The following is a 21,351-nucleotide window of genomic DNA, read 5'->3' on the forward strand; positions in this document are numbered from 1 at the left end:
GGTGAAAAAGAAAATGAACACCGTATTACGTTTACTCCTAATCCCTGTTTTATTATTTAGTATTTTTGCGGGTATTCCTGCAAAGGCAAATGCGGAAACAGATTTGGGATTAACAGTGGATGCTGCGATTTTAATTGACGCAGATTCAGGGAAAATTTTATATGAACAAAACGCAGATACTTCACTAGGTATTGCAAGTATGACGAAAATGATGACTGAATACCTGTTACTGGACGCGATTGATGCAGGGACAGTTAAGTGGGAACAGGAATATCAAGTAACAGATTATACGTATCGTATGTCTCAAAATCGTGCATTAAGTAATGTACCTTTACGTAGAGATGGCTCTTACACGATCCGTGAGTTATACGAAGCCATGGCCATTTATTCGGCAAATGCGGCAACCGTAGCTATTGCCGAAACGATTGCGGGTTCTGAGACTGAATTTTTAAAGTTAATGAATAAAAAAGCAGAGGAACTTGGCTTAGAGGGCTATAAATTTGTCAATTCTACGGGTCTTAATAACGCTGATTTATTTGGTATGCATCCATCAGGTACAGGTCCAGAAGACGAAAATGTAATGCCTGCTAAATCTGTAGCTAAATTGGCGTATCATCTATTAAAAGACCACCCGAAGGTTTTAGAAACATCTCAAATTACAAAGAAAACGTTCCGTGAAGGCACAGATGATGCCATTGAAATGTCTAACTGGAACTTTATGTTACCTGGATTAGTGTATGAATATCAAGGGGTAGATGGATTAAAAACAGGTACAACAAACTTTGCAGGTCACTGCTTCACAGGTACTGCAGAGCGCAATGGTACTCGTTTGATTGCGGTGGTTATGAAAGCTGTTGATGCAAATGGACAAGGATCATATGCAGCTCGCTTTGATGCCACAGCAAAATTATTTAATTATGGTTTTTCACAATTCTCTAAACAAGAAATTTTACCAGCGAACTATACATTCAAAGATCAAAAAACGGTAAAAGTGACAAAAGGTAAAGAAGACAAAGTAGCGATTGCAGTAAAAGAACCAATTTCATTTATGATTAAGTCTTCTGATAAAGATTTATATAAACCTACATTGGTTTTAGATAAAAAGAGTTTAGAGGCAGATGTTAAGAAAGACACTGTTGTAGGAAAGGTCGTTATTGAGCGCACAGAAGGCACTGATTACGGCTTTATCGATGGCAAGGATATTTCATCCGATGTTGTCACAACAGAGGCTGTAGAGCGTGCTAGCGGTATTTCATTGTTCTTCCAAGGTATAGGTAACTTCTTCGGCAATTTATGGGGAGGCATTACAGACTTTGTTGGGGGACTATTTTAATCTATAGTTAATAAGCACATGAATGTTATAAAGCATTCATGTGCTTTTTCACATTTTAGCATAGTCCTGCATAAGCTAATAGGCGAAAGGATGTGGCTAAATGTGTGGAATTACAGGATGGGCTAGTTTTCAAAGGGATTTAAGAACAAGTGACACAATTTTAAAATCGATGACACAAACATTAAATAAAAGAGGGCCGGATGATGAAAATATTTGGTGTAGTGAGCATATTGCATTTGGCCATCGACGATTGGCAGTTATCGATCTAATTGGCGGCAAACAGCCAATGAAAAAAATACATGATGGCGTAAACTATGTCATTACATACAATGGCGAACTTTATAATACGGAAGAGTTACGTAAAGAACTTTTAAAAAGAGGCCACAGCTTTACAACACATTCAGATACGGAAGTGTTATTAACTGCCTATATTGAATGGAAAGAAAAATGTGTAGATTTTTTAAATGGCATTTTTGCCTTCGGTGTTTGGGATGAGCAAACACAATCACTATTTTTATGCCGAGATCGATTAGGTGTGAAACCTTTGTATTATACAGAGCAACAAGGCGGTGTGCTTTTTGCATCTGAAGTGAAGGCCTTGTTGGCACATCCCATGGTTCAAGCAAGTGTAAATGTGGAAGGATTGGCAAGTATGATGGCTGTAGGGCCCTCTAGAGCACCAGGCAAGACACTTTTTCAAAATATCGAGGAATTAAGACCGGGATATGCTATGCGGTTTTCCAGAGAAGGCTTGAAAAAGTGGCCATATTGGCAGCTACAAAGCCAAAGGCATGAAGAAACATTAGAGGAAACTACTGAGCATGTTCGTTTTTTATTGACGGATGCGATTGAACGTCAGCTTATTTCAGATGTACCTATTTGTACATTTCTTTCAGGTGGACTTGATTCCAGTATCATTACCGGTATTGCAGCAAATAGATTTCAACAACAAAATCATAAATTGCATACATTTTCTATCGATTACGAAGATAATGAACGTTTCTTTAATCCACATGCTTTCCAAACATCAACGGATACGTATTGGATTCAAAAAATGACGGATACTTTCCAGACAACACATCATGCAGAGGAAATCACGCAACAGCAGTTAATTGATTTATTAGTAGAGTCAGTGATCGTCCGGGATTCTCCTGGAATGGCAGATGTCGACTCATCGTTATTATGGTTTTGTCGAGAAATAAAAAAAGATTTTACTGTAGCATTATCAGGAGAGTGTGCAGATGAAATTTTTGGTGGATACCCATGGTTTCAAGAAAAAACTTCAGGTTTTCCTTGGATTCGTTCATTGTCTGAAAGAGGTGGATTACTTCAAGAGAAGTGGGATAAAAAATTAAAAATTGAGTCCTATGCACATCAACTCTACACACAAACAATGGCTGAAGTACCGTTGTTAGATGGAGAAAGTCCGGCAGAAGCAAGACATCGAGAAATGTTTTATTTAAATATGCTCTGGTTCATGCAAACATTGTTAGAAAGAAAAGATCGTATGAGCATGGGGGCAAGTTTAGAGGTGCGTGTTCCTTTTGCAGATCATAGGCTTGTGGAATATGCTTGGAATATTCCGTGGGAAATGAAGAATTTGGATGGAATAGAAAAAGGATTACTTCGAAAATCGATGGCACACTTATTACCTGATGAAGTGTTGTATCGTAAAAAGAATCCTTATCCTAAAACGTACCACCCTGTTTATACAGCAGGTGTTCAAAAATGGTTGAGAGAAATCCTTCACGATAAAAATTCAATTTTACATGAACTATTTGAACGACAAAAGCTTGCAGAGTTAATTGAATCGGGAGGTAGCTCTTTTAAAATTCCATGGTATGGGCAATTAATGGCAGGGCCTCAGCTTTTAGCATATTTAGGGCAAATTCATACATGGTTTGAACACTATCAGATTCAATTGATTGAAACGTAAAAGAAAATGACCTATCTACTAACTAGTAGACGGGTCATTTTTTTCTATTTCCCAACAATCCATCAGCTGTTCAATGGATTGTTCAATTGTTTGAACAGGTATTCCACCAAAGCCAAGTAAAAATTGAGCATGTGAAGATTCATAATGGTCTAGTCTATAAGCAGATAACGGATAAATACCAATCTCCGCTTGAGAAGCAAGTTGCTGTAATTGTTTTTCTGATAAAATGTGCTGTACTTCTAATAAAATATGCATTCCAGCTTGTTCACCAGTTATTTTAATCGCTGAAGAATATTTTTCTAAAAAGGAGGTTAGCTTATCATGTTTTTTTCGATAAACTTTACGCATTCGATTGAGGTGCTTTGCAAAATGCCCGTCTCGCATAAAATTTGCCACGATATGCTGATCGAAGCGAGGTACAGTAGATGAATAATAATTAAAGACATCGTTATATGTGGCAAGTAGTTTAGGTGGAAGTACAAAATAAGCTACTCGCAAGGATGGCATTAATGACTTTGTAAAAGTACTCATGTAAATCACTGTATCATTTCGATCTAAGGCATGTAGTGCAGGAATTGGTTTTCCAGCATAACGAAATTCCGAATCATAATCATCTTCAATAATATAACGTGAGGAGCTCTGAGCAGCCCAGTTTAAAGCTTGTGCCCGTCTAGTGGCAGATAATACCGCACCGGTAGGAAATTGGTGTGAGGGTGTAATATAAACGACATTAGCGCTCGTTTTTTCAAGCTCATGAATAATAATTCCCTCTTCATCCACTGCAATCGGATAGACTTTTCGCTTATGCTGCGAAAACATACGATGCACGGCTGGGTACCCTGGGTTTTCTAGGGCAAAGCAGGTATCGTCGTTAAAAAGACGTAGGATCATAGGCAGAAGCTGTTCAGTACCAGAGCCAATTACGATTTGCTTTGGATGACAGACAACACCGCGTGATTGATATAGATAATTTGCAATCTCTGTACGTAAAGAAAGTTCACCTTGAGGTTCACCTGTTAATAATAATTCTTTTGAGGTATCGTCAAAAAGCTCTTTCGCATACTTTCTCCATGTTTGAAACGGAAAGGCATCGATATCAATAGAACCAGGATTAAAATCAATTTTGTATGTTTTTTTCTTAGGATGCTCATTGACGGAGGTTACATTGTCTTGCTGAATGTAGGGTAGTTCATCTATTTCTTCAACAAAGTAGCCAACCCGTGATTTAGACATAATATAACCTTCAGCTAATAGCTGTGCATAAGCAATTTCAATTGTTGTTTGAGAAATATTTAAAAAATCGGATAATTTTCTTTTTGACGGTAATTTTTCTCCTACCATTATTTTCTTGGAAATAATAGCATCCTTAATACCGTTATAAAGCTGATCATAAAGCGGTTTATTACTATCTCTTTCAAGCTGAAATAAAAGCATATCCATGTTGTATAACCTCCTGACCTTATGATTATTTTAAAAACTGGATATTTTTATATGGTCAATTTCTATTATACTAAACTTCATCATAAAGGTGGAGGTTAGAAAATGAAACAAACAGGTACAGAGTTAGTAAAACGTGGAATGGCAGAAATGCAAAAGGGCGGCGTTATTATGGACGTCATTAATGCAGAGCAAGCAAAAATAGCAGAAGCAGCAGGCGCTGTAGCCGTTATGGCATTAGAAAGGGTACCTTCAGATATTCGTAAGGCAGGTGGCGTTGCACGTATGGCTGATCCTCGTATTGTGGAGGAAGTAATGGCGGCTGTAACCATTCCTGTTATGGCAAAGGCACGTATAGGGCATATCGTTGAAGCACGCGTTTTAGAGGCAATGGGGGTTGATTATATTGATGAAAGTGAAGTTTTAACACCAGCAGATGAAGAATACCATTTATTAAAAAGTGATTACACAGTACCGTTTGTGTGCGGCTGTCGTGATTTAGGTGAAGCAGCCCGTCGTATCGGAGAAGGCGCGTCAATGCTACGAACAAAAGGTGAACCAGGAACAGGGAATATAGTGGAGGCAGTTCGACATATTCGCAAAGTAAATGCTCAGGTACGTAAAGTAGTGGGTATGACAGAAGATGAATTAATGACGGAGGCAAAATTACTGGGGGCTCCTTTCGAATTATTAAGAGAAATTAAACGTCTTGGTCGTTTACCAGTAGTAAATTTTGCGGCAGGTGGTGTTGCTACGCCAGCCGATGCTGCATTAATGATGGAGCTTGGAGCTGATGGCGTTTTCGTGGGCTCTGGTATTTTCAAATCCGAAAATCCAGAAAAATTTGCACGTGCTATTGTGGAGGCGACTACCCACTATAAAGACTATAAGCTAATTGCTGAAATATCTAAAGAGCTCGGTGTACCAATGAAGGGTATTGATATTGCACAGCTTGGGCAAAACGAGCGTATGCAAGAGCGAGGCTGGTAAAATGAAACGAATTGGTGTTTTAGCATTACAAGGAGCAGTCCGTGAGCATGTCCAAATGTTAGAAGGGCTTGATTGTGAAGCGATTTTAGTAAAACAGAAGAAGGATTTAGTGAATCTCGATGGACTTGTACTACCTGGTGGGGAAAGTACGACAATGCGAAAATTGCTGGACCGTTTTGACCTACTAGAGCCAATCCGTGAACTTGCACAGCAAGGTTTACCGGTATTTGGGACATGCGCAGGATTAATTTTATTAGCCAATCAATTAGTGGATGACGAACCGCATTTAGCAGTTATGGATGTGACGGTAGCAAGAAATTCATTTGGACGTCAGATAGATAGCTTCGAAGTTCAACTGGATATTCCTAAAATAGGTGCACGTATTCCAGCAGTTTTTATTCGTGCACCTCATATTGAAGCGGTAGGTAAAGATGTTGATGTTCTCGCTCAGCATGACGGAAAAATAATTTTGGCGCAAGATGGTCATTTATTAGGTTGTTCGTTTCATCCTGAATTAACAGCAGATAAGCGAATTCTTGAATATTTTGTCTCCTCTATGGTATGACTTGCAAAATTTGTTTTCATATAGTACAGTATGGTTAAAATTTAAATAATTGAACACGATGATGGGAAGTAGTAGCAAGCACGTTTTTTTTAGAGAGTCAGCGGTTGGTGGAAGCTGATAAAAGCACTTGTGAATCCGTCCTGGAGTTGCACAGTCGAAGTGAGTGAAGTAGGCTGTAGCCGGCTGAAATGCCGTTATAAAATAAGTGGATTAGGCATACGCCTAGTCAATTAGGGTGGCAACGCGGGTAGCTCTCGTCCCTTTCCAGGGATGAGGGCTTTTTTGTGTTTATTTTGATGCAACAATTTCCCATCATTAAAGAAACTATTGGAGGTATGAATATGTTAGATATTAAACGTGTACGCGATAATTTCGCGGAAATTAAAGAAATGCTATTAACACGTAATGAAGATTTAGGTAACTTAGATGACTTTGAAGGCTTAGATGCAAAGCGTCGTGAATTAATTGCTAAAACGGAAGAATTAAAAGCAGAACGTAATAAAGTATCTGAACAAATTTCACTTATGAAGCGCAATAAGGAAAACGCAGATGAAGTCATTGCTCGTATGCGTCAGGTAGGCGATGAAATTAAAGAATTAGACAATCAATTAAATGATGTAGAAGAGCGCTTTAAAGATATGATGATGCGTTTACCAAACATTCCTCATGAATCTGTACCAGTAGGCACAACAGAGGACGACAATGTTGAGGAATATACTTGGGGTGAAATTCCAGCATTTGATTTTGATATTAAAGCACACTGGGATCTAGCGACAGATTTGAAAATTGTGGATTTTGAACGTGGCGCAAAAGTAACAGGTAGCCGTTTCTTATTCTACCGTGGTCTTGGAGCTCGTTTAGAACGTGCATTAATGACGTTCATGATGGATTTACATGCAGAAGAGCATGGCTATGAGGAAATGCTACCACCTGTCATTGTAAATCGTGATAGCTTAACAGGTACTGGACAGCTTCCAAAATTCGAGGAAGATGTATTCAAATTAGAAGAAACTGATTATTTCATGATTCCAACAGCAGAGGTTCCAGTAACGAACTTCTATCGTGATGAAATATTACCAGCTGAGGCTTTACCACAAGGTTTTGCTGCGTACAGTGCATGCTTCCGCTCAGAGGCAGGTTCTGCAGGACGTGATACACGTGGTTTAATCCGTCAACACCAATTCAATAAAGTAGAACTAGTTCGTTTTGTAAAACCAGAGGAATCATACGAACAGTTAGAGCTATTAACAGGTCATGCTGAAAGAGTACTGCAATTATTAGGATTACCATATCGTAAACTAAAAATGTGTACAGCCGATTTAGGCTTTACTGCAGCGAAGAAATATGATTTAGAAGTGTGGATTCCAGCACAAAACATGTACCGTGAAATTTCTTCTTGTTCTAACTTTGAGGATTTCCAAGCACGACGTGCAAATATCCGCTTCCGTCGTGAACCAAATGCAAAACCAGAGTATGTTCACACATTAAATGGTTCAGGTCTTGCCATTGGTCGTACAGTTGCGGCTATCCTGGAAAACTATCAACAAGCTGATGGAAGCGTAGTGATTCCTGAAGTTTTAAGACCTTATATGGGTGGTAAAGACGTAATCGCACCAAAATAAAAAACAAATAAAGGCTATTTTAGACCATCCTTTAGGGGAGAATCTAAAATAGCTTTTTTGCTTTTCCAAAATTGAAATCTCCCATGAAAGGTTTTGTAATTTTTTATAATCTAGCAAATTTAAATATATTAATTAGAAAGTGGCTTAACACCTGAAACAAGTACCGTTTTTGAAGTCATGCAATCAGGGAAATCCGTTTTAACCTATGGGCAACAGCTTACAACATTAGATGGTTTTAATTATTTATCGCTAAACTTATCCCATTATGGAGCAATGGAAAGCTATGGAGGTAATTGAATTCTCAAAGCATTTTTATGAAAGTAAGCAATTAAAATACTTAGATAATTTCCTGGGACATAAACTATCTTGAGATAATCATACGGCTTATCGTCTAGAAAGTTTCATTACGACTAACACTGAAATGAAGTCTCAACTTGAAAAGGCCAGTCTTAGCGCAAAGAAAAATGCTTCGATTTTATTAACAGGGGAACTAGAACAGAGAAAGATTTTATAGCACAAGTTCTTCATAATGAAAGTGGATGCTATACTAAGTAAATGAAGAAAGAAAAGGACAGTTACAGGAAGCTAATGGTGGAACGTTACTCATTGACCACCAGATGTATCTTTACAAGCAAAGTTATATCGAAGGTGAATGTGTTTTCAGACGATTAACTATTTAACCTTAATGTTCATTACCTATGAAGATGCTGTTGCTGCTACGACACAGTTCATATATATTGCTATTACTCTGAGGATAAAAAAGAAGGTGTCTCATTAGGAGGCACCTTCTTTAATTGATAGTCTCATTTTCCGAAGCTATACGTGCTTTTTTCTCAGCTTTTTTACGCTCTCGTAAAGCTTTAAAAAAATCGGTTAAGATTTGTCCACATTCATCTGCTAAGATTCCTTCAGATACTTCACATTCATGGTTAAAGCGTGCATCGTTTAATAAACGATAGAGTGAATCTACACAGCCTGCTTTGATATCTCTTGCACCATAGACAACACGTGGTACACGAGATTGCAAAATTGCACCTGCGCACATTGGGCAAGGTTCAAGCGTAACATAGAGTGTTGTTTTTTCGAGACGCCAGCTGCCGATTTTTTTACAAGCCTCTTGAATAACCATTAGCTCAGCATGTGTTGTTGCATTTTGTGTTGTTTCTCGTAAATTATGAGCTTTTGCAATAATTTCCCCATTATAAACAAGTACAGCACCTATAGGCACTTCCCCAAGTATAGCTGCTTTTTTGGCTTCTTCTAATGCTTGTTTCATAAATTGACGATCTGTTTCAAAAATATCCACTAAAAATCTCTCCTTATAAAGTAGTTTATCCTGCTTAATTGGTAATTGCTACTTTTAACTTTCTTTCAGCGGGTGTCAAGGAATCAGAAAGGAACGCTTTGTGTAAGCACAAAGCTAAATCTGAATGCAACTAGGCTTCGGTATAGTTGATTATTGACATTCCTAAAATAACCCTATATATTTATACATGAACACATGCTCATATATAAATATTTAAGAATGGGGTAAACTTTTATGGATGAAACATTAAAAAGTTCAAAAACACAAAAAATTGCAATTCAGCATTTAGATGAAGAGACATTATTTGTAGTATCTCAAACCTTTAAGGCATTGAGTGATCCGACTCGAATTCGCATTTTAAACTTACTATGTACAGATGAACATTCAGTCAACGACATTGCTGAAATTTTAGATTTAGGCCAATCGACTGTTTCTCATCAATTACGTTTTTTAAAAAATTTACGCTTAGTGAAATTTCGAAGAGAGGGAACAACCTTGTATTATTCTAAGGATGACGATCACATTATGAATTTATTGAAGCAAGCTATTGAGCATGCGACACATAATTAAATGAAATGGAGGAATACAAATGGGACATCAACACGATCACGGTCATGATCATACACATGGTGCAAATAAAAAGGTGTTATTACTGTCGTTTATTATTATTACAGGCTATATGATAGTAGAGGCAATTGGTGGTTTTTTAACGAATAGCTTAGCTCTTTTATCAGACGCAGGTCATATGTTAAGTGACTCTATCTCTTTAGGTATTGCGATGTTAGCCTTTATGTTTGGAGAAAAGGCGGCTAGCTATAGTAAAACGTATGGTTATAAACGATTTGAAATTTTAGCTGCTGTATTAAATGGTATTACATTAATAGGGATAGCATTATTTATTTTCTATGAAGCGTTTAAACGCTTTGCCAATCCGCCTGAAGTAGCTACTTCAGGAATGCTTATTATTAGTACGATTGGTTTGTTCATTAATATTTTAGTGGCTTGGATTATGCTGCGTGGCAGTGACACAAAAGATAATTTAAATATGCGTGGCGCTTTTTTACATGTACTTAGCGATATGCTAGGGTCTGTAGGGGCAATTGTTGCGGCTTTATTAATTATGTTTTTTGGCTGGGGCTGGGCAGATCCACTTGCGAGCGTAATTGTTGCTTTATTAGTAGTAAGAAGTGGCTACTATGTCACAAAGGCTTCAATCCATGTCTTAATGGAAGGAACACCTTCAAATGTAGATGTTCAGGAGATTATTCAACTAATAGAACAGACGGATGGAATAAAAAGTATCCATGATCTACACATCTGGACAATTACTAGTGGAACGAATGCATTGTCCTGTCATGCGGTTGTCAATGAACAGTTAAAAATAGCTGATGGTGAGCATATTCTACGAAAAATTGAACATAATCTTGAGCATAAGGGTATTAAGCATGTAACCATTCAATTAGAAACGGCATCACATCAACATGAAAATACAATTTTATGCCAATTTAAAAATGATCATGAGCATCATCATGAATAGAAAAAATTTTTATCGTTTGCATACCCTTCTTGGGTATAGTATTATGAAGTTGAGATAGGAGGGGTAGAATGGAAGACACAGTAAAAGATGATGTTTGTCATACAGAGGGAGCTACGTCTTGTCGAAAAAGTCATCACCCTGAGCGTGTGAAAAAGGATTTAACAACGCGCTTAAATCGTATTGAAGGCCAAATTCGCGGCATTAAAGGAATGATTGATAAAGACGTTTACTGTGATGATATTATTACGCAACTATCTGCTACACAGTCCGCATTGAATAGTGTGGCAAAAATATTATTAGAAGGTCACTTAAAGGGTTGTGTTGTAGATCGTTTATCAGAGGGCGATGAAGCGGTTTTAGATGAGTTAGTAGTAACGATTCAAAAGTTAATGAAAAAATAAATATAAACCATATTAAAAGGAGAGATTTTATTATGCAAAACGTAACGTTAAATGTACAAGGAATGTCATGTGGTCATTGTGTAAGTGCAGTTGAAAAAAATGTTGGTGCTTTAGCTGGTGTTGAACAAGTAAAAGTTAATTTAGCAGATGGTTTAGTTGATGTTGCATTTGATGATGCACAGGTATCCATTGATCAAATTAAAGAGACAATTGATGATCAAGGCTATGATGTAAAATAGTAGTTGCAGAGTGCTCCTGTAGCACTCTCTTATTTTCAAAATTATATACCCCCTGTTGGTATAAGGAGAGGTGAAAGGTAAATGAGTTCTGATATAAAAGAAGCGAATTTGCAAATTACAGGCATGACGTGTGCAGCCTGTGCCACTCGTATAGAAAAAGGCTTAAATAAAATGGATGGGGTAGAACAAGCGACGGTTAATTTAGCGCTAGAAAAATCATCTATTAAGTATGACTCAAAAAAGCTAACTGAAGAAGATTTTGAAAAGAAAATAGAAGCACTAGGTTATGGTGTTGTTAAACAAAAGACTGAGCTTGATATTACGGGTATGACATGTGCAGCTTGTGCGACTCGCATTGAAAAAGGGTTAAATAAGCTAAGTGGTATTTCTTCTGCCAATGTTAACCTAGCACTGGAAAAAGCGGTGATTGAGTTTAATCCATCAGAAGTGTCCATGGCAGATATCATTGCAAAGGTAGAGAAGTTAGGCTATGGTGCTCATCAAAAGGCAGATGAGCAGGAAACAGTGGATTACCGTGAAAAAGCCATTAAACAGCAACAACGGAAATTTATTTTTTCGGCTATTCTTTCTTTACCATTGCTTTGGACGATGGTCGGCCATTTTTCCTTTACGTCATTTTTATATGTGCCAGAATTCCTTATGAATCCATGGGTCCAAATGCTATTGGCTACTCCTGTGCAATTTATTATCGGTAAGCAATTTTATGTAGGTGCCTATAAAGCATTACGCAATGGCAGTGCAAATATGGATGTACTTGTGGTCATGGGGACATCAGCAGCTTATTTCTATAGTGTCTATCAAGCAATTGTGACGATAGGATCACATCATGGTCCACATCTTTATTTTGAAACGAGTGCAGTTTTAATTACATTAATTTTATTAGGTAAATTATTTGAAGCAAAAGCAAAAGGACGCTCATCTGAAGCCATAAAAAAACTAATGGGACTTCAAGCCAAAACCGCTATTGTTGTACGTGATGGTGTAGAAAAAGAGATTCCTTTAGAAGAAGTGATCATTGGCGATGTAATGTTAGTGAAACCAGGGGAAAAGATTCCAGTTGATGGCGAGGTAATTGAGGGAATAACAGCCGTTGACGAATCAATGTTAACAGGGGAAAGTCTACCAGTTGATAAAAAACAAGGCGATCCATTATTTGGTTCTACGTTTAATAAAAATGGTTTTATTAAAATGATAGCGACAAAGGTTGGTCGTGATACAGCATTAGCGCAAATCATAAAAGTGGTAGAAGATGCTCAAGGATCAAAAGCACCGATTCAACGTTTGGCAGATCGAATTTCAGGAATTTTTGTACCAATCGTTGTTGGCATTGCAATTGTCACATTTTTAATTTGGATTATATGGGTTCGACCTGGTGAATTTACACCTGCTTTAGAGGTTTTAATTGCAGTACTTGTCATTGCTTGTCCATGTGCTCTTGGATTAGCAACGCCAACGTCAATAATGGCAGGCTCAGGACGTGCAGCTGAATTTGGTATTTTATTTAAAGGTGGAGAACATTTAGAACAAACACAAAGTATTGATACAGTAGTTGTAGATAAAACCGGTACAGTGACACATGGTAAACCTGAGCTTACAGATGTTTTATTAGCATCAGAGCAGGATGAAGTACGCTTTTTATCTTTAATTGGGGCAGCTGAGAAACAATCAGAGCACCCTCTAGCAGAAGCCATTGTACACGGTATAGAAGATCGTGGTATCGCTTTAGGTGAAGTTCGATTCTTCGAAGCAATACCTGGTTATGGTGTGCAGGCAACTGTCTCAGGTCAAGGTATTGTCATTGGTACACGTAAATTAATGCAACAATATGGAATTTATATTGATGATATATTACCAACCATGGAGCAACTAGAACGCAACGGCAAAACAGCGATGCTTGCTGCCATTAATGGTCGATATGCAGGCTTAGTAGCGGTCGCTGATACAGTGAAAGATACATCAAAAGAGGCTATTCATCGTTTACAGGATATGGGCATTACGGTCATCATGATGACTGGTGATAATGAACGGACTGCTCAAGCCATAGGAACAGAGGTAGGCGTAAATCATGTAATTGCTGAAGTATTACCTGAAGGCAAAGCAGATGAAGTGAAAAAGCTTCAAGCTCAAGGGAAAAAAGTAGCGATGGTAGGTGACGGTATTAATGATGCACCTGCACTGGCAACCGCAAATATTGGTATGGCAATCGGTACAGGAACAGACGTTGCGATGGAAGCGGCAGACATTACGCTAATTCGTGGTGACTTAAATAGTATCGCAGATGCCATTCTAATGAGTCGAAAAACAATGCGTAATATTAAACAAAATCTATTTTGGGCATTTGCCTACAATACATTAGGTATTCCTATTGCTGCAATCGGTCTACTTGCTCCGTGGGTGGCAGGGGCGGCAATGGCTTTCAGTTCGGTATCGGTAGTATTGAATGCACTACGATTACAGCGAGTGAAATTATAAGAATTGTAAGGGCATTGGGAAGTATATTCTCGATGTCTTTTTTCTATGAATTAGAGAAAAATCGCGCAGAGAAATTTACTAGAACAATCAATAGGTTGATTCTGTTTTTCATTTTCCTACTATGATAGAATGAAAAGTACTGATTTATTTAATGAATGAGGTGCCAAAGTAGGGCACAACGTGATAATCCATCGAACAAAAAGGAGGAACTTCTGGTGACGGTTCCATTTGTTACGGTAGAAGGTCCGATTGGTGTTGGTAAAACCTCTTTATCAAAAGAGATAGCAGCGACATTTAATTACCATCTATTAAAAGAAATTGTAGACGAAAACCCTTTTTTAAATAAGTTTTATGAAAACATTGAGGAGTGGAGTTTCCAAACGGAAATGTTCTTCCTTTGTAATCGCTATAAGCAATTAACGGATATTAAAAAATTTCGATTAGCGCATGCCAAACCGGTTGTAGCAGACTATCATATTTTTAAAAATTTAATATTTGCGAAACGTACATTGGCGCCAACTGAGTACGACAAGTACGAGGAAATCTATAGAATTTTAACGAAGGATATGCCTGTTCCAAATGTAGTGGTTTATTTACATGCCAGCGTTGAAACATTAATGAAGCGTATCGCCATGCGTGGTCGAGAATTTGAAAAGATGATTTCACGAGATTACATGGAGCAGCTTGTGGCTGATTATCATTCCTTTATCCAGCATTTTGAGAACATGCATCCTGAAATTCCAGTTATTCGATTTAATGGAGATCAGCTTGATTTTGTAAAAAATCCAAATGATTTAGAACATGTTTTAAAAATAATTAAAGATACGTTACAACAAAGGAGTTTGCAATAATGAATTTAAGAGAGAAGTATGATATTCCACCACAAACAGTCATCACTATTGCAGGAACTGTTGGTGTAGGAAAATCAACGATGACAAAGGCGTTGGCAGAGGCACTAAACTTTCGTACATCATTCGAGAAAGTAGATACGAATCCATACCTTGATAAATTTTATGATGACTTTGAAAAATGGAGCTTTCATTTACAGGTTTACTTTTTAGCAGAGCGATTTAAAGAACAGAAGCGTATTTTTGAATATGGCGGAGGATTTGTACAAGATCGATCCATTTACGAAGATACTGGGATTTTTGCTAAGATGCACTATGATAAAGGAACAATGAGTCCGACAGATTATGAAACATATACAAATTTGTTTGATGCGATGGTGATGACACCCTATTTCCCGCATCCAGATTTGCTTGTCTATCTTGAAGGACCAATTGATGCAGTTATTGGTCGTATTCAAGAGCGTGGACGTGCCATGGAGCAACAGACACCGAATGATTATTGGGTAGAAATGCATGAACGCTACGAAAACTGGATTAATAACTTTAATTCCTGTCCAGTTCTTCGTTTAGATATTAACGATTATGATTTATTAAAAAATCCTGATGCCATTGAATCAATTGTGAGCCGCATCAGTCATATGCTAAAACAAACAAGCCATTTACGAAAGTAAAAGTAAATGACCAAAAAACGTGGGACAATATATAGCTGATTGTTGCACGTTTTTTGAATAGGAGGGATTACTATAAGAATTGCAGTGTATTGCGGATCTGGTTTAGGTAAAAATCCTATTTATGCTGAGAAGGCGGCGGAGCTAGGTACAGCACTAGCTAACAGCGGTCATGGTGTGGTTTATGGTGGTTCTAAAACAGGGTTAATGGGGAAGGTAGCCGATGCTGTTTTAGCAGCGGGTGGAGAAGTAATTGGTGTGATGCCCACTCATTTACAGAAGAGAGAATTGGCACATGCCTCATTAACAGAGATTCATTTTGTAGACTCTATGCATATTCGTAAGGCTAAAATGGCAGAGTTAGCCGATGCCTTTATTGCTCTTCCTGGTGGCGCAGGAACTTTAGATGAATATTTTGAGGTATTTACTTGGGCACAGATTGGACTGCATGAAAAACCTGTCATTTTATATAATGTAAATGGATTCTATAATGCAATTTTGAAGCATTTTAAAATAATGTTAGAGGAAGACTTTATACGTGCAGAACAAAAGGCGCTCTTTCATGTGGCAACGACTTCGAAAGGTGTTTTACGTTTATTAAAAAAACATGGGTGAGCATTCCCATGTTTTTTATGTAAGATAAAAGTTAAATAATTATATTTTAAGTAAAAAATAGAAATAAATGAGGTGTTGTATATGCACAGTGTAGATGCTCAAGTAACCGATGATTTAGTAGTACAAGCCATTGAACGTAATATAGCAATTATCCGCTTTAATATGGACAGAAGAGTAGCATACGTCAATGAGCTATTTGCTCAAACATTAGGTTATACCGTACAGGAGATGTTAGGAAAGCACCATAAAGAACTTTGCTTGCCTGATTTTACGAATAGTAGCGAGTACGATAAATTTTGGCGTAATCTAACAGCTGGAAATAGCTATCAGGATAAAGTTGAGCGAATCGATGCTAACGGTCAAAGAATTTGGTTGGAAGCGACATATATGCCTGTTTTCGCAAATAATACAAGAAAAGTAATAGGTGTTTCTAAAATAGCTGCTAATATTACTGAACGTCAAAATGAGATAATGAGCGTAGCCGACAAATTAAAGAGTATGTCTAAAGAGCTTTATCAGCGTTCAGAAGCTGGTATTCAAAATAGCCAGGACCTACTGGAAACCATTCAAGTAGTGTCACAGGAATCAAATGAAAATGTAAGTAATCTTGCACAGCTTCAAAAACAAGCGGATTCTATAAAAGGCATTGTCAAAACGATTCAAGAGATTGCCTCACAAACTAATTTATTGGCTTTAAATGCGGCCATTGAAGCAGCTAGAGCTGGCGAATATGGTAGAGGTTTTGATGTAGTAGCCAAAGAGGTTCGAAAGCTTTCTGTAAGAGTTGAGCAATCCATTTCAGAAGTGAAAGATAATGTTGAAGGGATTGAACGAGAAATTAGTCAGGTGACAGACAGTATTACAAGGATAGCTGAAAAAGCGGATAAAACGAATGAACAAATTACCGTCACTACAAATGATTTTAGTGAAATTGCATCTGCTGCTGAAGCATTAGATGAACAATCCAAGCAGTTTATCGAAATTATTTAATCTTAAACATGGCACTATCCTTTAAATAGATGATGCCATTTTAATATCAATACACATATTTCATAAAAAATAATGGTGAAATACTGTTGTCATTTTTTCCACTTGTTTTCGATATATATTGAAATAGTCTATATTTTTTATTTACAATAATAGTGTAAGGCTTTCATCAATCATAATAGGGGTGTTATGTATGACAAAAGTGGAAGTAAGCTTTCAGCATCTACCAACTACAGCTATATCAGATGCGACAGGTGGGCATACCAATTTGCGTAGTGATATCAAGCCGTTAGCAGATCATTTTAAAATTGCAGGGCGAGCTGTGACTGTACGTTTACCAGATGGTGAAAACGGGGCAGTATTGGAAGCAATTAGAGCAGCGAATGAAGGGGATATTTTAGTAATTGATGCAAAAGGAAATACGAATAGAGCGGTAGCTGGAGATTTTGTGATTTCCTTAGCAAAGGGCATTGGTGTACAAGGTTTTGTTGTAGATGGCGTAATCCGTGATATTGAAGCAATTCGGGAGCTAAATTTCCCTATATTCTCGTTAGGTACTACCGTAGCTGCAGGCAATAAAAATGGTGGTGGTCAAGTAAATGTGCCCATTGCCATAGGGGGAGTAACAGTTCTCCCTGGTGATTATATAATTGGGGATGTAGACGGTGTGATTGTCGTGCCACAGCAAGAGGCTGAAAAAATTGTAGCAGCAGCAGAAGCCAAACTCGAAAAAGATGAAAAGCGTGCACAGGAAGCACATGTCAATGGAAAAGAATCCATTATAGCTTATTTAGATAAAATATTAGCAAAATAAAAAAACCCTCACGATGCCATCCAACATCGTGAGGATTTTTTTAACTTACGCTAGATTTTCATTATCATTAAAGTAATTTTTCATCTTTTCGCGATCGAAACGACCTTCCCATTTTGCCATTACTAATGACGCTAATGAGTTACCAATTACGTTAACAACTGTACGTCCCATATCAAGAATACGGTCAATACCAGCGATAAATGCTAGTCCTTCAAGTGGAATACCGACAGTACCTAAAGTTGCTAGAAGTACTACGAATGATACTCCTGGAACACCTGCAATCCCTTTAGATGTAACCATTAGTACAAGCATTAACGTAATTTGTTCACCAATGCTTAGGTGAATACCGTACATTTGAGCAATAAATAATGCTGCAATGGCTTGGTAGAGTGTTGATCCATCTAAGTTAAAGGAGTAACCAGTTGGTATAACAAAGGAAACAATATCCTTTGGCGCACCTAATTTCTCCATTTTCATCATAACACGTGGTAATACAGCTTCAGAACTTGCTGTAGAGAACGCTAAAATTAGTTCATCTTTTAATACTTTAATTAAATAGAAGATGCTAATTCCTGCGAATTTTGCCACAAGGCCAAGAACGACAAAGATAAAGAATAGCATTGTTGCATATACAAGAATGGCCAATTTGGCAAGTGGAACCAGGGAGGCAAACCCATATTTGGAAACGGTTACACCAATTAAACCAAATACCCCAAGTGGAGCGAATTTCATTACGAGGTTTGTTACCCAGAACATAGCATCTGCTACCCCTTGGAAGAAGTCTAAGACTGGTTTTCCTCGATCACCAACTGCAGCAACCCCTAAACCAAAAAGAACTGAGAAGAAGATAATCGCAAGCATATCACCTTCAGCCATTGACTGAATGATATTTGTTGGGACAATGCCTACAATGATATCAAATGGCCCCTCATGCTGTACTTCTTCAGTTGTTGATACATACTTTGAAATATCACCTTGAGATAGTTCATTCATATTTATACCTGCACCAGGTTGGAAAATGTTCGCAGAAAGTAATCCAACTACGATGGCAACAGTTGTAATAATTTCAAAGTAAATAATAGATTTCCCGCCTAATCGTCCAAGTTGCTTCATATCTCCAGTACCAGCAACACCAACGATTAAAGTCGAAATTATAATCGGTACAACAATCATCTTAATTAGATGTAAAAATATATCCCCTAATGGTTGTAAATATGTCTCAATTTTGGGGTTTCCGTAAAAGATACCACCAATAATGATCCCTAAAATCAAACCGATTAAAATTTGAGCGGCTAAACTGATTTTAAATTTCTTTTTCAAATCCTTTGTACCTCCCCTAGTATTAAATTTTCAGGACACGCCTTACTTTAATAATACAGAGGACTTACGGAATCCGACAAAATCCGAGAAAATTAATTTACTTTTGTTAAAATGTCTGAATATAAAACTTGAATAAACTTCTTAATATTAACCTTTGCTTTACGATTATCGTGGTCTTCAATTTGTGTCATGAGCTGGCGAATCTCTTTAAAATCAAAGTAGCGTGGGGCATAGTACTCGAATTCAGAGTTTGTATAATCAACAACCCCTAAATTAGCAAGATTAATCATTGCAGCTAATATTGTTCGGCGCACACGCTGTTCAATGGCTTTACTTTCCTTTAATATGTCATCGGGTGTAGCCTTTGTCACAGCTGCAATTTCTTCATACAGCTCTTTTAATGGAGGAAGAGGTGCAATCTTATGCTGATGAGCAAGTAATGTTTCTATAATGGCAATTATATCCTCACTACCAATTTCACCGACAATGCCCATATCATTTAAAATAGATTGAATATGATCTCGTGATGTTGCTTTATGAGCCTTTTGTTCAGTTAATTCAATGTTTGTAAGTGATTGACGTATAACTAACAGTGAATTTTTAAGTCGAAATTGTTCAGTTGTTTTTTTCAAAACATTTTCTACTTCGATACGGTTGATTGGTTTATGAATGAAGAAATCAATTCCTTGTTCATAGGCCTCACCAACCATTTCCTTATTCACAACTTGTGAAATCATAATAAATTGTCCCTCAAAACGATTTTGCATAAGTTGCTCAACTGTTGCTATACCATCGAGCTTGGGCATCAGTAAATCAATTAACACAAATTCTGGCTGCGTCATTAAAATCTGTGGTATGGCATCCTCACCATTACGTGCCTCACCAATAACTGTACCTAGCCCGCTATCTTCAATAATTTGTTTTAACATAACACGACTTGCACGATCATCGTCTACAATAAAATACCTCATTTAAGTCTCTCCCGTTTGAATAGTTTGCGTAGGAATTATGATTTTAAACGTTGTATATTGATCGTCTGAATCAACGGTTATTGAGCCTTTTAATTTTTCTACTAATTCAGCAACGTGTGAAAGCCCAATGCCAGTTGCCGCTACACCATCAATATTGAACTTGGTTGTGTATCCAGGTTCAAAGATAACAGAAATATCTGCTTGTGAAATTCCTTGCCCATTATCACATACTGTTATTACAGTATTATCTTCTTGGCGCCCAATAGCAATAGAAATGATACCTTGTTCTTCAATAGCCTCAACAGCATTGGCAGATAAGTTATTTAAAAGAGCAAGGAGTGCAATATGTTCCTTTGTTTGAAAATCGAAGTCTATACATGTATTAAATTGTATATCCTTCCCAAGTAATTCAGCGTATTTCCTATTGCCTTCTTCAATATAATGCAATAATTCAGATAATACGAAAGGGCCGAAGCTTCTTTCGCCCACAATCTTCGAAATACCAGCATATATACGTTGAGAATCTTTCTTCACTTCATGGATTTCCTGGGCAATATGAAGTGCCTGTAAACTTTCAGCTCGATAACCTAGCACTTTTAACTGTCGATATAATTCATAACCGCTGGCTGTAATAGTTTCAATATGGTTCATTGATTTTTTTAAGTATAGGGTCTCAACATAGAGGTCAGAACCGATATTGAGCATTTCTTGTACTCGTTTTTTTTGCTCAGCAATCAAAATGGAGCTATAAATACCTACTACAAAAAAACTACGTAATATAGCTACGGCTAATAGGATCAGAAGGTCATGAAGAAATAAAAAAGTATAATTTTGGACAAAAAATCGAAAAATTTGTTCTGCTAAATTACTAATGACCTCACTAAAGGCGACGAGTAAACCAAGTTTTAAAGGTTTTTCTCTATATTGTTGAATATCTAAAATTTGTAGGCACACTGCAAACAATACATAAAATAACGCGGCTGGTAAATGGTTAAATAGACTCTCAGAAATTGGAACGTTGTGTAACGTGGAATTAATAACACGAAAAATTGTTGTCACTATACTTGTTGCAATACCAGCTAAAATAATCGGTGTAGGTTTAAGTAGTGTGCATAAAAAGAAGATGATCGTACCTAAACCAAAACGGAATGTTGTATTAGCAAATGGCATAATTTTAATTTCACTACCAATTGCGGTCAGGACAGCAATAATGAAAATCCAAGTAAGGGAAGCACGTGTCATAGATAATTTCGATTGCAATATTACAAC

At 37.3% G+C, this 21,351-nt stretch carries 20 protein-coding genes and 1 other annotated feature; of the genes, 15 read left to right on the plus strand and 5 right to left on the minus strand.

The features are described from left to right. Window position 1 precedes the first annotated feature (1 nt). Window positions 2–1,333 carry a D-alanyl-D-alanine carboxypeptidase family protein gene (locus tag AC6BKE_RS02485; RefSeq protein ID WP_080717062.1) on the plus strand — a complete coding sequence of 444 codons (1,332 nt, stop codon included), beginning with the start codon at window positions 2–4 and terminating at the stop codon, window positions 1,331–1,333. A gap of 100 nt (window positions 1,334–1,433) precedes the next feature. Next, window positions 1,434–3,269, plus strand: a complete 1,836-nt coding sequence (gene asnB, locus AC6BKE_RS02490; protein WP_101966300.1) for an asparagine synthase (glutamine-hydrolyzing) — start codon at window positions 1,434–1,436, stop codon at window positions 3,267–3,269. 18 nt (window positions 3,270–3,287) lie between these two features. Here the strand turns inward: asnB and pdxR are convergent, their stop codons facing one another. Next, complete coding sequence (pdxR, locus tag AC6BKE_RS02495; RefSeq protein ID WP_340809637.1) at window positions 3,288–4,709, minus strand: MocR-like pyridoxine biosynthesis transcription factor PdxR; 1,422 nt, start codon at window positions 4,707–4,709, stop codon at window positions 3,288–3,290. Window positions 4,710–4,811: 102 nt separating this feature from the next. On the opposite strand from pdxR, the gene pdxS reads away from it, so the two are divergent. From pdxS to serS, 3 genes are all read left to right on the plus strand, one after another. After that, window positions 4,812–5,696, plus strand: a complete 885-nt coding sequence (gene pdxS, locus AC6BKE_RS02500) for a pyridoxal 5'-phosphate synthase lyase subunit PdxS (RefSeq protein ID WP_058843219.1) — start codon at window positions 4,812–4,814, stop codon at window positions 5,694–5,696. 1 nt (window position 5,697) lies between these two features. Then, a complete protein-coding gene (gene pdxT, locus AC6BKE_RS02505; RefSeq protein ID WP_036122068.1) occupies window positions 5,698–6,261 on the plus strand; it encodes a pyridoxal 5'-phosphate synthase glutaminase subunit PdxT in 564 nt (187 codons plus the stop codon). A gap of 49 nt (window positions 6,262–6,310) precedes the next feature. Next, window positions 6,311–6,526: a binding site (T-box leader), on the plus strand. Between the two features lie 76 nt (window positions 6,527–6,602). After that, window positions 6,603–7,883, plus strand: coding sequence for a serine--tRNA ligase (gene serS, locus AC6BKE_RS02510; RefSeq protein WP_058843222.1), 1,281 nt, complete (start codon window positions 6,603–6,605; stop codon window positions 7,881–7,883). A gap of 790 nt (window positions 7,884–8,673) precedes the next feature. On the opposite strand, the gene tadA is transcribed toward serS, so the two are convergent. Next, window positions 8,674–9,189 carry a tRNA adenosine(34) deaminase TadA gene (gene tadA, locus AC6BKE_RS02515; RefSeq protein WP_499855769.1) on the minus strand — a complete coding sequence of 172 codons (516 nt, stop codon included), beginning with the start codon at window positions 9,187–9,189 and terminating at the stop codon, window positions 8,674–8,676. A gap of 234 nt (window positions 9,190–9,423) precedes the next feature. Between tadA and AC6BKE_RS02520 the strand changes: the two genes are divergently transcribed. From AC6BKE_RS02520 to AC6BKE_RS02565, 10 genes are all read left to right on the plus strand, one after another. Further along, window positions 9,424–9,759 carry an ArsR/SmtB family transcription factor gene (locus AC6BKE_RS02520; RefSeq protein WP_089934908.1) on the plus strand — a complete coding sequence of 112 codons (336 nt, stop codon included), beginning with the start codon at window positions 9,424–9,426 and terminating at the stop codon, window positions 9,757–9,759. A gap of 19 nt (window positions 9,760–9,778) precedes the next feature. Further along, a complete protein-coding gene (locus tag AC6BKE_RS02525) occupies window positions 9,779–10,726 on the plus strand; it encodes a cation diffusion facilitator family transporter (RefSeq protein ID WP_499855770.1) in 948 nt (315 codons plus the stop codon). Window positions 10,727–10,794: 68 nt separating this feature from the next. Then, window positions 10,795–11,127 (plus strand): metal-sensitive transcriptional regulator, encoded by a 333-nt coding sequence (locus AC6BKE_RS02530; RefSeq protein ID WP_036122075.1) that lies wholly within the window; start codon window positions 10,795–10,797, stop codon window positions 11,125–11,127. Between the two features lie 32 nt (window positions 11,128–11,159). Further along, the gene (gene copZ, locus AC6BKE_RS02535; RefSeq protein WP_058843215.1) at window positions 11,160–11,366 is read left to right on the plus strand and encodes a copper chaperone CopZ; all 207 of its coding nucleotides are present in this window, start codon (window positions 11,160–11,162) and stop codon (window positions 11,364–11,366) included. A gap of 81 nt (window positions 11,367–11,447) precedes the next feature. Continuing rightward, window positions 11,448–13,859, plus strand: coding sequence for a heavy metal translocating P-type ATPase (locus tag AC6BKE_RS02540; protein ID WP_499855772.1), 2,412 nt, complete (start codon window positions 11,448–11,450; stop codon window positions 13,857–13,859). Window positions 13,860–14,074: 215 nt separating this feature from the next. Next, window positions 14,075–14,710: a deoxynucleoside kinase gene (locus tag AC6BKE_RS02545; protein ID WP_036122083.1), complete on the plus strand. Its 636-nt coding sequence runs from the start codon at window positions 14,075–14,077 to the stop codon at window positions 14,708–14,710. Continuing rightward, the gene (locus AC6BKE_RS02550) at window positions 14,710–15,378 is read left to right on the plus strand and encodes a deoxynucleoside kinase (RefSeq protein ID WP_036122086.1); all 669 of its coding nucleotides are present in this window, start codon (window positions 14,710–14,712) and stop codon (window positions 15,376–15,378) included. Before AC6BKE_RS02545 ends, AC6BKE_RS02550 begins: the two co-directional genes overlap by 1 nt. Before the next feature lie 84 nt (window positions 15,379–15,462). Beyond that, on the plus strand, window positions 15,463–15,990 hold the full coding sequence (locus tag AC6BKE_RS02555) for an LOG family protein (RefSeq protein WP_058843213.1): 528 nt from the start codon (window positions 15,463–15,465) through the stop codon (window positions 15,988–15,990). A gap of 81 nt (window positions 15,991–16,071) precedes the next feature. Then, entirely contained in the window at window positions 16,072–16,980 is a 909-nt protein-coding gene (locus tag AC6BKE_RS02560; protein WP_036122113.1) for a methyl-accepting chemotaxis protein, read from the plus strand. 190 nt (window positions 16,981–17,170) lie between these two features. Then, the gene (locus tag AC6BKE_RS02565) at window positions 17,171–17,791 is read left to right on the plus strand and encodes an RraA family protein (protein WP_058843212.1); all 621 of its coding nucleotides are present in this window, start codon (window positions 17,171–17,173) and stop codon (window positions 17,789–17,791) included. A gap of 45 nt (window positions 17,792–17,836) precedes the next feature. On the opposite strand, the gene AC6BKE_RS02570 is transcribed toward AC6BKE_RS02565, so the two are convergent. The 3 genes from AC6BKE_RS02570 to AC6BKE_RS02580 form a co-directional block, all read right to left on the minus strand. Next, on the minus strand, window positions 17,837–19,111 hold the full coding sequence (locus AC6BKE_RS02570; RefSeq protein ID WP_036122120.1) for a cation:dicarboxylate symporter family transporter: 1,275 nt from the start codon (window positions 19,109–19,111) through the stop codon (window positions 17,837–17,839). 92 nt (window positions 19,112–19,203) lie between these two features. Next, window positions 19,204–20,082 carry a response regulator gene (locus tag AC6BKE_RS02575; RefSeq protein ID WP_036122124.1) on the minus strand — a complete coding sequence of 293 codons (879 nt, stop codon included), beginning with the start codon at window positions 20,080–20,082 and terminating at the stop codon, window positions 19,204–19,206. Then, a complete protein-coding gene (locus AC6BKE_RS02580; protein ID WP_051891648.1) occupies window positions 20,083–21,342 on the minus strand; it encodes a sensor histidine kinase in 1,260 nt (419 codons plus the stop codon). Window positions 21,343–21,351: the final 9 nt, after the last annotated feature.

It is taken from the genome of Lysinibacillus sp. COL-1, from assembly GCF_059814265.1.